Origin of the sequence: Mycobacterium sp. TY814 (assembly GCF_030755175.1) — a bacterium.
Lineage (GTDB): Bacteria > Actinomycetota > Actinomycetes > Mycobacteriales > Mycobacteriaceae > Mycobacterium.
Genome location: NZ_JAUFRY010000002.1, coordinates 1,426,631 through 1,439,099, shown reverse-complemented (window position 1 = coordinate 1,439,099; position 12,469 = coordinate 1,426,631). Strand labels below are relative to the sequence as shown.

General features: G+C 65.7%; 12 protein-coding genes. 6 read left to right on the top strand and 6 right to left on the bottom strand.

The window, feature by feature from the left end; translation table 11 throughout:
* Positions 1–139 precede the first annotated feature (139 nt).
* The gene (locus QXH22_RS19995) at positions 140–334 is read right to left on the bottom strand and encodes a hypothetical protein (RefSeq protein WP_306276749.1); all 195 of its coding nucleotides are present in this window, start codon (positions 332–334) and stop codon (positions 140–142) included.
* Between the two features lie 138 nt (positions 335–472).
* Here QXH22_RS19995 and QXH22_RS19990 point away from each other — a divergent pair, with 138 nt between their 5' ends.
* The gene (locus QXH22_RS19990) at positions 473–1,708 is read left to right on the top strand and encodes an IS256-like element IS1512 family transposase (RefSeq protein WP_065140125.1); all 1,236 of its coding nucleotides are present in this window, start codon (positions 473–475) and stop codon (positions 1,706–1,708) included.
* On the opposite strand, the gene QXH22_RS19985 is transcribed toward QXH22_RS19990, so the two are convergent.
* The 5 genes from QXH22_RS19985 to QXH22_RS19965 form a co-directional block, all read right to left on the bottom strand.
* Positions 1,697–2,095 carry a TetR/AcrR family transcriptional regulator gene (locus QXH22_RS19985; protein WP_306276937.1) on the bottom strand — a complete coding sequence of 133 codons (399 nt, stop codon included), beginning with the start codon at positions 2,093–2,095 and terminating at the stop codon, positions 1,697–1,699. The genes QXH22_RS19990 and QXH22_RS19985 overlap by 12 nt on opposite strands.
* Positions 2,096–3,218: 1,123 nt before the next feature.
* On the bottom strand, positions 3,219–3,428 hold the full coding sequence (locus QXH22_RS19980; protein ID WP_306276748.1) for a hypothetical protein: 210 nt from the start codon (positions 3,426–3,428) through the stop codon (positions 3,219–3,221).
* Positions 3,429–3,713: 285 nt separating this feature from the next.
* On the bottom strand, positions 3,714–4,115 hold the full coding sequence (locus tag QXH22_RS19975; RefSeq protein WP_306240223.1) for a hypothetical protein: 402 nt from the start codon (positions 4,113–4,115) through the stop codon (positions 3,714–3,716).
* Between the two features lie 576 nt (positions 4,116–4,691).
* Positions 4,692–5,270: an AAA family ATPase gene (locus tag QXH22_RS19970; protein ID WP_306240222.1), complete on the bottom strand. Its 579-nt coding sequence runs from the start codon at positions 5,268–5,270 to the stop codon at positions 4,692–4,694.
* A gap of 22 nt (positions 5,271–5,292) precedes the next feature.
* Positions 5,293–5,682 carry a hypothetical protein gene (locus tag QXH22_RS19965; protein WP_306240221.1) on the bottom strand — a complete coding sequence of 130 codons (390 nt, stop codon included), beginning with the start codon at positions 5,680–5,682 and terminating at the stop codon, positions 5,293–5,295.
* Between the two features lie 85 nt (positions 5,683–5,767).
* Here QXH22_RS19965 and QXH22_RS19960 point away from each other — a divergent pair, with 85 nt between their 5' ends.
* From QXH22_RS19960 to QXH22_RS19940, 5 genes are all read left to right on the top strand, one after another.
* Entirely contained in the window at positions 5,768–6,301 is a 534-nt protein-coding gene (locus QXH22_RS19960; protein WP_306276747.1) for a transposase, read from the top strand.
* A 493-nt stretch (positions 6,302–6,794) separates the two neighbouring features.
* Positions 6,795–10,097, top strand: coding sequence for a PE family protein (locus QXH22_RS19955; protein WP_306276746.1), 3,303 nt, complete (start codon positions 6,795–6,797; stop codon positions 10,095–10,097).
* 290 nt (positions 10,098–10,387) lie between these two features.
* The gene (locus QXH22_RS19950) at positions 10,388–10,621 is read left to right on the top strand and encodes a hypothetical protein (protein WP_019971094.1); all 234 of its coding nucleotides are present in this window, start codon (positions 10,388–10,390) and stop codon (positions 10,619–10,621) included.
* Positions 10,611–10,922, top strand: coding sequence for a type II toxin-antitoxin system PemK/MazF family toxin (locus QXH22_RS19945; RefSeq protein ID WP_306240218.1), 312 nt, complete (start codon positions 10,611–10,613; stop codon positions 10,920–10,922). The genes QXH22_RS19950 and QXH22_RS19945 overlap by 11 nt, the downstream gene beginning before the upstream one ends.
* A gap of 609 nt (positions 10,923–11,531) precedes the next feature.
* A complete protein-coding gene (locus tag QXH22_RS19940; protein ID WP_306276745.1) occupies positions 11,532–12,170 on the top strand; it encodes an HNH endonuclease domain-containing protein in 639 nt (212 codons plus the stop codon).
* The last annotated feature ends 299 nt before the right edge of the window (positions 12,171–12,469 follow it).

The following is a 12,469-nucleotide window of genomic DNA, read 5'->3' as shown; positions in this document are numbered from 1 at the left end:
GATCTGCCCATGCCGTCAGCCAAGTAGATGTGTGTCTGTGCCGCGATCTCGGCCGCGACCGTGGACCGCCCGATCAGATCGGCGTCAGCCACCTGCTTCCCGATGATCAGCTGCAGGTTGGCATCAACGTGACTGTCGGTCACCAGCGCCTGGAAACCCCGTCCAGCAGGAGATCGGTGACCATAGTGGTGAAATCGCGCGGCGCGGCCCGTCCGGCCCGGATGGACCAACCAGCTCCTGCGATTAGGTTGTAGAAGGCTACGGTCAGCCAGGCCGACGTCAGGTCGGGCCAGAAATCGCCGGCTCGCTGGCCGCGCAGGAAGAATCCCTGCATTTCCGGGTTGCGTCCACGAAAGTGGTGTACGAGTCGGGCCGTGAGGTGAGGACCGGCGTGTCGTAGCCGGCTAGTAAAGGGTCATCGCGTGATTCTTCGAGAGACCGACCAAAGTCACTAGAGCAAAGGATCGACGCGATGACCGCTGCCCACGATATCGACCTACCCGCACTGTTGGCTGAGCGACTCACCACCACCCACCCTGATGTGTTGCGCGAACTGCTGGCTACCTTCATCCACACGCTGATGGGCGCCGAGGCTGACGCGCTATGCGGCGCGGCCTACGGTCAGCGCAGCAGCGAGCGGACTAACTCTCGTAACGGTTATCGGCATCGCCAGTTCGATACCCGGGCAGGCAGTTTGGATCTGGCGATTCCCAAGCTGCGCCAGGGGTCCTACTTCCCGGACTGGCTGCTGGAACGCCGCAAACGCGCCGAGCGGGCCCTGACAACTGTGGTGGCCACCTGCTATCTGCTCGGGGTCTCGACCCGGCGGATGGACAAGCTGGTCGAGACCCTCGGGATTACCGGCTTGTCGAAGTCGCAGGTGTCGGTGATGGCCAAAGAACTCGACACTGCCGTGGAGGCTTTCCGCACTCGGCCTCTTGATGCCGGCCCGTATACGTTCATGGCCGCCGACGCTTTGGTACTCAAGGTCCGCGAGGCCGGCCGCGTGGTCAACGTGCACGCGCTGATCGCGGTGGGCGTCAACGCTGAGGGCTACCGCGAAATCCTGGGCATCGACGTCACCACCGCCGAAGACGGTGCGGGCTGGTTGACGTTTCTGCGCTCGTTGACCGCGCGCGGCCTGTCTGGGGTGGCGCTGGTCACCAGCGACGCCCATGCTGGACTGCTCTCAGCGATTGGGGCCACCTTGCCCGGGGCGTCCTGGCAGCGCTGCCGCACCCATTACGCCACCAACCTGATGGCCATCACCCCCAAGAGCTCCTGGCCCTGGGTCAAGACCCTGCTGCATTCGGTGTTCGATCAACCCGACGCCACTTCTGTTGCTGCACAATATGACCGGATCATCGACGCGCTTTCCGACAAGCTACCCAAGGTCGCTGATCACCTCGAAGCGGCCAGGTCCGACCTGCTGGCCTTCACGGCTTTTCCTAAGCAGATCTGGCGTCAGATCTGGTCCAACAACCCCCAGGAACGACTCAACAAAGAAATCCGCCGCCGCACCGATGTCGTCGGGATCTTCCCCGACCGCGATGCTCTAATCCGCCTCGTCGGCGCTGTGCTGGCCGAACAACACGACGAATGGGCCGAGTCACGGCGCTACCTGGGTCTCGACGTCCTCAGCAAATCCCGCCTGACCACCACCACACCAGCAGAACAGGAGGACAACCCCGCGGCACTAACCGCATAAGTCACGACATCGAAGAATCACACGACGACGTCGTACACCACGTCCCTGGACTTGACCCATTTCCGCGTCGATTTCGGCCCAGCCCTGCGCCAACTCCTCGTTCTCGAATTCCTGGCTGTAGGTGTAGAGGAACGCGAGATATCTCGATACCGGTTCGCAGGCCGTCACCAGACGCAGCAGTGCCTGCGTGGCCGGCCCTTCCTGTAAACGGGCGCTGTCAAGTGCCGCACGCACCTGGGCAAGTGCGAGTTGTTGAATTGCCTCGATCAGCGCGGCCTGCCCTGCGAAATTGCGATAGAGGGTCGCGCGACTGACGCCGATCGCAGCGGCGATCTCGTCCTGGGTCGCACCCGGTCGCTGACCCAGGAAGGCCGCAGCGGCTCTCAGGATTCGCTCGCGACCGAATTGCGCACTCCGGCTTCCGGTGTTGTTGTCGATTTCCTTCGATCCTTCTCGGGGCCGGAGCCCGTCGGGGGCGCCTGTCCTACCAGGGATGATTGAACTTTTCTAGCTAGCTGGGTAATCCCGCCATTGCGTTCGTGGAAGTCGGCGCGCAGGAATTTTTCGTCCGTCAACCGTCTGCTTGATGGCTGCGGATAGTGTTTCAGGTGCGGTCAGATCGCCCAGTCGGACCATGTTGGCGATATTCCAGCACGTGCCTGCCCCGTGTTTTTGCAGGTTATATCTCTCTGAATTGCATGCCGAAATCTCGTGGCGATTGAGAAGTTGCACCAACATGGGCAATTCAGGGGCACCGGGTGTTGTGCAATGCGCTGCCCCGTGAATCAGCAATCCGCGTGTCATCCTCTGCGCCCGAAGAAAGAGCGCAGAACCCACAAGGAGTGGGGGATATGCGTACAGGGCCATCGCAGAAAGCTCCTATCTCACCAACACAGCGCCTCCCTACTCGTGAGGCATCGACGCCGGTTTCGTTCAGCAGATTGAACCCACCCTTTGCGGCTTCGGCAATGGGGCTGGGAAAACTAGAGACACACCCCTGGTTAAAGGGACCAGAATCCGCTCGCGCGCGACGGTAACGTCTCCCTGGTTTTCGTTCGTAGCACCCCGCGCTTGATGGCTAAATAGGTCGCATCCTGAGCTGCCCCGTGCACTGATGCACGTTGGGCATAGAGCGTCGAACCCGCTGGCGCGCCCGAGCCCGCTCGGCGCGCACCCTCGTGGGCGTAACGGGCGTAGGTGCCCTTATAATCCGGCGGCAGCAACTGCAAAACTGGGTCCGACTGCATCATAAGCAGCATTGCCGCTTCTCCGGGTAATCCGCCATATCCGATTCCGCCATATTCTCGCGATGCTCAGCAGCGAGCCGGGTGGAATGTAGCAGGGGGAGTATGTCGCAAACGACGGATGAATCGTGCTTCGTGGAAAAGTAAAGATGGTCATTAGAGCCGCTCGCGAGGTCGCATCGCGCGGGAAGTCGTCGAGGTATTACTTCCGGGAGTTGCCGGCCGTGGCCAAGTGTCGGAGTGCACGCCCACCACGTTGTGACGGTTTACGCGACACTGCTGACGATCGCGGTAACCAGCCCGCCCAGCGTCAACACCCCGACTATTACTGCGGCGGCGATCGCCCGGTTCCGTCGGCGCCGCCGTGCGTCGTAGATCGCCATCGCAATGGCGGCCAAGATCAACCCAGCGTAAGCCGCCAGCCCCACCGTCAACGCCGCCGTTGACGCGGCGCTAGCCAGGGTCACGCTGTGCACGACGTGAGCCTACGGCGCAAACGGTAGCATCGCTCCGACTGGTCAGTTCGGACCGGTCAGCGCTGCGCGGTTCGTGCGTGTTTGATAGTGCGGGGCCGTGTCACCTCGGTGACGGGCCGCGACGCGGTGGTCATCGTGGCGATGCGAATCGGATTCAGTCTGTTGCTGTTCCGCTGATCGCGATGCGCGCGGCTTTCGCCCTGACGATGGAATGACTGCCCCCGAAAGTGGCGTACGTTGCCGCCATCGTGGCCACGCTGCCGACCTTGAACTCGCAAAAACGGACTACGGCGCCGGGTTGCGCGGATCGACCGTGTAGGGGCCGCCCGGATCCTGGCAGTAGAAAAGCCCGCAGTTGAATGCAGGGCGCGACAGGTTCGCCAACGGGATGTCTGGGGGCGGCAGCTCACCTTCCCAGACACCGTTGGACACATTTCCCGGTCTGCCATACACCCACCAATAGGTGTGGCAGACGTTCCAGTCCCAGTTCGGCCGGTAGGAGCCAGAGCCGACGGAGGCCGGGTCCTGGCCGGGGCACCAGGTTAGCGGGCCTTTGGCGCTGCCGTCGGCGTGCGCGGTTGCCGGGGTGAGGACGAGTCCAGCGATGGCGACGCCTGCCGACATCAGCGACCCGCCAAGTAATCTCCTGCGGCCACGCGTGGTCTTCATGACTTTATTACTGCGCATCTCCGCTCCTCTTCTCAGTTGTTACATCTGTATCAGCAGCTGTCTCATAGCTTGCATACGAGAGCCTACTGCGGTCATCTTGGGAAATTCTTGCGCCGAACTTCGGTCTATGCGGGTGGGTTCGATCCCGCCCCTGGCCACCGGTTATGAGCGGCAATCGACCAGCACTCGCCGCGGTCCAAACCAATCGGACGACGATGTCGTCCGTTGCCGCCACATCGTGGCAGTGCAGGTAGTCGATGACCATCTCCGGTCCGCCTCCGGACACCAGTCCTCTGGCAGCGAGATCGGGAACTATGGCGCCAGAGCGCTCAGGCTTATTCATCTGATGAATTCAATCGCTTTGCACTCCATCCATTCGACGGCGGCGAAAAGCCGCTCATGATCGAGCAATACGAACTGCTCAATTTATCGGCAGGAAAGTACTTTACGAAATGCAGACATTGCAGCGCAATGTTTTAAAGAATATGGCGGGATTTTCTGGTAACTCGACGTATGCGGCTTCGCCGTATTGGGTCGTCGACGCGCCGTTTGGTCTCCGTAGCGGACCTGCAAAGTGGAACTTCGCGAGGGTTCCTAGCAGGGCCAGCGTCGGGTCAGTTCCGCTGACGTCCAGGGCGGCCACATCAGCGCGCCGATGATTGTGCCTGCAGTCAGTTGCGCAACGATCCGAGGCCCCTCGCGGCGTGCATTGTCATAGATCGTTGCGGTATCGGCGATCGCGATCGCATCGGCCACCAATGGCCATAGTCGGCGGTGCCGTTCGCGAATCTTGCTTTCGGGGACGTCGTGACCGCCGTGGTGCACGCGCCGCTGCACTCGTTCGACGGCGAGGTCTTCAGGGATCAGCAGCACGTGCACGGCGACGACGTAGCCCGCGCTGTGGGCTGCGCGGATCAGGTCGAGCTTCGAGGGATGGGAGAACACCGTCTCGGCGATGAACGATCTGCCGGCCTCGATCAACTTGGCGCGGGTATTGGCAGCGATCCGTGCCGCATCGTAGGCGTGCGTAGCGGGGTCATCGGGCCAGCGCCGCTTGGCGATCTCGTCGGCATTGACAAAGACGCTGCGAGGCAACAACGGCGCCAACGTGATAGCGACGAATGTCGACTTCCCGGCGCCGTTCGGGCCGACGACAAGGTCCAGACGCTTCACCAGTGCACCGCGAAGCGATCGCTCATCCGTCGACGTCGACCACCGAGGTCGTGCCGTCGGGCCGGTACTCGACGATCTCGCCGTCGTCGTTGAGCGCCACTGTTGTGATGCCCCGCGCGGCCAGCAGGTCACCGTAATGGGCGCCGGCCAAGGCTTCCTCGATCGCGGCCGAGATCTCGGCGTTGAAGACCAGCCCCTCATCTTCGGACAGGTGGCTGAGGTCCAGATCGCCGGCTAGCGCGGCCTCGACACGGCGACGCGACGCCGTCTGGTGGCTCGACACCGCCCGACCCACCCGAGCCCAATGATCAAGTTGCTGCTTGGCCGATCGACTCTGGCGAGCCCCTTCGGCAGCGGCGCTGTCCATAAGGTCAGCAGCAACCCTGGTAACTCGGTCGGCGAGGTTCGCCATGTCCGCACCTCCTGTAGCACAATGCTACGCCTCGCCTGCGTCAACGAGAATCGACGTTGGCGACGTTCAGTGATCACCCGAGGGAGTGCACCTGAGCGATGTCGTTGTGCTGGGCGAGCAGCCGCGGCTGTTCGGGCCGGTGACGTCGATCCCCACGGTGTGGCGGTCGTTGAACGAGATCGGCGCGTCCGACATCGCCGCAATCACCGGGGTGCGCAACCGAATCCGGCCGAAGGTGTGGGAGGCGATCGCGGCCCGCCACGGTGCGATCCCGCCCGCGCCCACCTGCTACGGGGACCGGGTGCACGCCCGCGCGGAGGGATTCATCCGCTGCGGCAAGGACACCGGACTGGGCCGCTGGCCCTCATCCTCGTTCGCCATCAATACCGCCTGGATCACCGCCGCCGCCCTGGCCATCGACCTGCTGTGCTGGATGAGGTTGCTCCTGCTCGACGGGCCGGTGACCAACGCCGAACCCGCCACGCTGCGGCATCGGCTGCTGCACACCGCTGTCCGCCTGATCAGCCACTCCGGCTACGTGATCCTCCGTATCTGCCAAACCTGGCCTTGGGCACAGGAATTCGCCGACGCGCTCAACCGCGCCCTGGCCATCCCCTGACCAGCAAGCCACTGTCCCAACCACCGTAGGAAGGAGCAAAACACCACCGGGCCCGTGGAACCCGGCGTCACTGCACGACACGCGGCGCCGCCGCCTTGCCCGGGGCCCCGAAATCAAGATCAACGAACCTCACCGGCCCACACCCCGGGAGCACGCGCACCCAAGTGAAATTTCAAGGCTAATGACCAACTTCGTCATCCGGGGTCGATTCGACAACAAGGGATTGCACATAATTCAACGGGCGCGTCAATTTCTTTACAACGAGCAGGTAGGCTATGTGGCGCCGGGTAGCCGCGAAAGCACCTGACCGATTGTGGTGACAAACGTTGTCCTCGTGTCGATCTGAACGACATCGAGCGAGAATTGTTTATTCATTGAACGCACGTGATGCCATTGCACAATTCGGCACAAGAATTGCTGAAGTGGCTGCGGCAGTGTTCTGAACACCTACAGTTAAGCCCTTAGTTAGTAATCGGCTAATTAGGAGTCAAAGTTGACCTCGATTGTCTTCGTTACCCCTGGGGCTGTCGCCGCCGCGTCGCAGGATTTGACCGGTCTCGGAACGGCGATCAGTACGGCGAACGCCGCAGCGGCAGCTTCGACGACGGACATCTTGACCGCAGGCGGTGACGAAGTGTCGGCGGCCGTCGCGAGGTTGTTTGGCACCTTCGGTCAGGAGTACCAGACGATCGGTGCGCAGGCCGCCGCCTTCCATGCCCAATTCGTGCAGGCATTGAGCACCGGCGGCGGTGCATACGCCGCCGCAGAGGCTGCAGCCGCATCGCCGCTGCAGCCCGTGCTGGACCTGATCAATGCGCCCACCAACATTTTGTTCGGGCGTCCACTGATCGGCGACGGCAGCAACGGCGCAGCCGGCACCGGCCAGGCCGGCGGCGCGGGTGGAATCCTGTTCGGCAATGGCGGCAACGGCGGTTCCGGAGCGGCAGGCAAGGCCGGCGGTGCTGGTGGTGAGGCCGGACTGTTCGGCAACGGCGGCGCCGGCGGGGCCGGTGGGAGCGGCGGCTTGGGGGTGGCTGGCGGAACTGGTGGTCAGGGCGGGGCTGGTGGATTGCTCGGTGGTTTCGGTGGTGCCGGTGGTGTGGGCGGTGCCGGCGGGGCGGGCACGTCGACTCAGGCTGGCGGTGCCGGTGGGGTCGGCGGCGCAGGCGGCCTCAGCAGGGCCCTGTTGTGCTATGCCGGCGGGGCCGGCGGGGTCGGTGGGCACGGTGGTGCCGGTGCCAGTGCCGCCTCTAGCGCGGTTGGCGCGGGGGCGACCGGTGTGGCCGGTACCGCGGGCGGTATCGGCGGGGCCGGTGGTGCCGGCGGCGGCGGTATCGGACTGTTCAGCAGGGGTGGGGCCGGTGGTGTCGGTGGTGACGGCGGAATTGGTGGCGGCGGCGGCAACGGGGGTGCCGGCAACAGCACTTTCATGGACGGCGGTGCCGGTGGTGGCGGCGGGCTGGGCGGTAGTGCCGGTGCCGGCGGCGCCGGCGGCAACGGCGGCCTCTTCGGGTCCCACGGTGCGACGGGCAGTTTCGGTGACGGCGGCAACGGCGGTGCCGGTGGTCAGGGCGGCGCGGGCTTCAACGCGGCGACCGCCCTACCAGCAAGCCTTCCCGGCACCGCCGGCGGCCAGGGCGGCCAGGGCGGTAACGGCGGAGCGGGCGGCAACTCCGGTGCTGGTGGCACCGCGGGCAACGGCGGCAACGCCGGCGCGGGCGGCAACGGCGGAGATGGCGCGGTGGGGGCCGCAGGCACCGCCGGCGACATCAACGGCGGCGCCGGCGGTCACGGCGGTGCCGGCGGCAACAGCGGCACCATCGGGCTGGCCGGCAGCGGCGGAAACGCCGCCACCGCGGGATTGGCCGGCAACGGCGGCAAGGGTGGCAACGGCGCGGCGGGTGGTGCGGGCTTTGACGCGTTCACCGGCGACCCGAACTCCGGCAACCCCGGCGGTCACGGCGGCCAGGGCGGCAACGGCGGGGCGGGCGGCAACTCCGGCCTGGGTGCCACGGCGGGCGACGGTGGTCACGCCGGGGCGGGCGGGTCCGGCGGAGCGGGTGCTGATGCGGCCGCAGCCAGCGGCCTCGCCGGCGGCAACGGCGGCGATGGCGGCTCTGGCGGCACAGGCGGCAACGCCGGCACCGGCGGAGCCGTGGGCACCAGCGGCAACGGCGCCCTGGGCGGTGCCGGCGGCAATGCCGGTAACGGCGGCAGCAGCACGACCGTAGCCGGTAACGGTGGGGCCGGCGGCAACGGCGGCAACGGCGGCGCCGGCGGCACCACGGGCATCGCGGGCGCCGACGCCGCCGGCGGCGCCGGCGCCAAGGGCGGCAACGGCGGCGGCGGCCTGAATCCCGTCACCGCCCTGACCGGCGGCAACGGCGGCGTCGGCGGCAACGGCGGTGACGGCGGCGGCACCGGCGGCACCACCGGCGTCGGCGGGAACGGCGGCCAGGGCGGTCAGGTGAATATCACCAACGGCTCTGCGGCCACCCTCACCGGCGGGGGCGGCGGGGCCGGCGGCAACGGCGCCAGCGGCGGGGCCGGCGGAGCCGGCGGTGCGGCGGTTACCAATGGAACCGGAAACGTCACCTCCGGGACCGGCGGAGCGGGCGGCACCGGCACCACCGGCGCCGGTGGGGCCGGTGGTAAGGGAGGCATCGCGTCTATTAACAGCGTCGCCTCTACGGCTACCGTTACTGGCGGGGCCGGCGGAGCCGGCGGCAACGGCGCCAGCGGCGGGGCCGGCGGAGCCGGCGGTGAGGCGGTTACCAGTGGAACCGGAAACGTCACCGCCGGGGCCGGCGGAGCGGGCGGCACCGGCACCACCGGCGCCGGTGGGGCCGGTGGTATGGGAGGCATCGCGTCTATTAACAGCGTCGCCTCTTCGGCTACCGCTACTAGCGGCGCCGGCGGCGCCGGCGGCGCCGGCACCAGCGGCGGGGCCGGCGGCGCCGGCGGTACTGTCATCAATCGTGGAACCGGAGGCTTAACCGCCGGCGTCGGCGGAGCGGGCGGCACCGGCACCACCGGCGCTGGCGGGACCGGCGGGACCGGCGGCGCTGTGTTTGCCGCTGACAGCGGCACGACGATGACCGTTGTGGGCGGCGCCGGCGGCCCGGGCGGCACCGGCAGTAGCGGCGGGAACGGGGGCAACGGCGGCCAAGTAATCGGCCCTTTTTCGACTGGTGGCGCCACCGGCGGCACCGGCGGCACCGGCGGCACCGGCACCACCGGGGCCGGTGGCACCGGCGGCACCGGCGGTAACGCGGAGACCCGCTTGTCCGGAAATGCCACCGGCGGCGCCGGCGGGTCCGGCGGCACCGGTGCCGCCGGCGGCGGGTCCGGCGGCAACGGCGGTAATGCGTCCGCGTTTAGGACCGGAAACGCCATCGGCGGCGCGGGCGGCGATGGCGCCAGCGGCGGTATCACCGGCCCCGGCGGCAGCGGCGGCGCCGGCGGCAGCGCGACCGTTGACCTGCTTAACGTCGGCTCCACAGCTACTGCCACCGGCGGAGCCGGCGGCAACGGAGCCGGCGGCACCACCGGCGGGAACGGCGGCGGCGGTGGTCTCGCGACCGCTATCAGCGCAACCACATTCGCCACCGGCGGCAACGGCGGCACCGGCGCCAACGGCTCCGCCACATCAGCCAACGGAGGTAACGGCGGCAACGGCGGCAACGCCGACCCGGTGACGTTGGCCAACGGCACCGGCGGCACCGGCGGGACAGCGGGCTCCGGTGGCCCCGGCGGCTCACCCGGCTCCCCCGGCACAAACGGCACCGTGTCCTAGCAGACCTCCGGATCTGGCCGAACTGACCAAGTGGGCGCATTGGCCGCGGCGGTACATCTCGCCTTCGCGATGGCAGATGGTAGGTCCGCAGACACGGAAGGCCGTGATTTATCAGATGAAAACGGCGACGTTTACTGGTAACCCGCCATATTCGATTCCGTCGTATTCCACCTGAGAGCGCCGATGCGAACGCTGGGCAGGACCGGAGGCCGCTGGAGTTAACGCTGCTGGGCGAAAAATCGCTCATGCGGATCCAGCGGCCGTCTTACAAAACGTAATACACTGTTGCAATGGCTGACACAATCACCTTCAGGCCCGACGAAGACACATCGAAGGCGCTGGAGGTCTTGACCAAAGATGGAACCGCCGTATCCGTAGCCGTTCGGTCTGCTCTTATCGATGCCGCACGACGGAAGGCTGGCGCGGCGATTCGTGCCGAGGCGGAAAGGCTTGCTGAAGACGAGTCCGACCGCGCTGAGGCCATGCAGGTGCTGCGCGACATGGAGACGTTGCGTGCGTGGTGAGGTCTTTCAGTTGCGTGCCGGGCGGGGGAGCCGCGGTCACGAGCAGTCCGGTTCCCGCTACGCCGTAGTAGTTCAATCAGATCAACTACCCCTGTCGACGTGGCTGGTTGCACCAACGTCCACGTCGGCTCGTACCGCCAGCTTTCGTCCCGAAGTTGAAATCGGCGGCGTGAACACCCGCGTGCTTGCCGAACAGGCCGCCGCAGTCGACCCGAGCCGACTCGGCAAGAGCGTCGGGTTCCTAAGCTTCGATGAGATGCGCCGCGTTGATGCGGCACTGCGCATCGTCCTCGATCTATGAGCATCGGACAGCCTCGATACTCGGGTAGTACTGGCCCCAAAGCCGGATTCGATCGAATCGAGGCCTGCCCCAAGCTGATCGGTCAGACTGCCGACGGCCCCGCCTTTTCTCATACTCGGAGTGAGCTCGCCGGCATAGCTGAGTTTCAACTCCAAGAGGCAGCGCCGACAAGCGAAAAGCCCTGCGCCACAGAGGAAAACGACTGGAAGAGTGACGGGCAAAACGGGGGGGTGAGCGATGATTCATCTGATGCAATATGCAGTGGTTACTGGTAACCCGCCGTATTCGAATCCGCCGTATTCCACGCGGCCTGCACGTTGCGGACACCTCGGCATCGAGCAAAACTAGATGTCCGGGCATCGCGGCCAGCAGAGTGTCGGCGCGCGCCCCGGACGCACCTGTTGCTGGGCTCCACGACTTTGCGGGCCACGCTGATGGGGCACAGTTGTCCCAGAACGTTGGACTCAGCTGAGTCGGCCTCGTTGGGTTGCCGGTACCGGAACAAGCTGCAGATCCGCAACACGTAGACCGTCGTACAGCAGCGAGTACAGCAAAGCGGTCGATTCCGGGGGACCACCAACCGGGTCCGGCGCGGCGGTATGTTGCAGGGTGACCATCAAGGTGTACGACGGGGGAACAGTGGACAAGGCCACAATTCTCGAGCGCGTTTGCGCGGCCCTAGAAGGCGACTCTCTCGCAGCGGGTCGCGAAATTCTTCGGGCAGAGTATCCATTCGTTGCTGTCGACAAAGTGAATCGTCGATACAGCGAGCGGCAGTGCCTTCGGATATTTTTCCGAGACGGCTTCACCGACCGCTATTCCGGCGCCCGGCTGGTTCACCCGGGTGCACTTCGGGCGCTTTCGCTCGCTCTGCCAGACGATTTTCCTGCCCATCCGAACTGGGCGATGTCTCAAACCCATATTGCCTTCTGGGAGCTCTTTCCCTCGATTGACCACGTTGTCCCGGTCTCGCGACGTGGCGACGATAACGACACGAACTGGGTGACGACGTCGATGCTGCGGAACTCCGCAAAGGCGCATTGGACCTTAGAGGAGCTGAACTGGACGCTGCTGACACCTTGTGGTGACTGCACCGAATGGGACGGCCTAACCGGATGGTTCGTTCGCTACGTCGACCGCAACCCGGAAATCGGTGCCAACGAATACATCCGCCGATGGCTGGCTGCGACGAAAGCGGTGCTAGCAGAGCGCAGGCAGATAGCCTTGTCGACGGAAGCCGAAAACTGATGGGCGAGGTATGGAGGGCGCACGACACGGTGACCGACCGCGTCGTAGCCACCAAGACCCCCGCCCGCTCACTACTCGGACCACGCCACGTTTCAGCAGCGGTTCCGCCGCAAAACCCAAGCCACCGCGAAGTTGAACAGCCCGCATGTCATGCCTCATTCAGGTTGACAGGTTCCGCCAAGCTCGAAGTGTGAAGCACACGTGCGGGTTCGTTTATCCCCCGGCGGGAGAGTAGGAGCACCGTCGAACCGCTCGGCCCGGCAACCCGGCTGTGGCGACTGCGCCCGATCGTCCGGCTG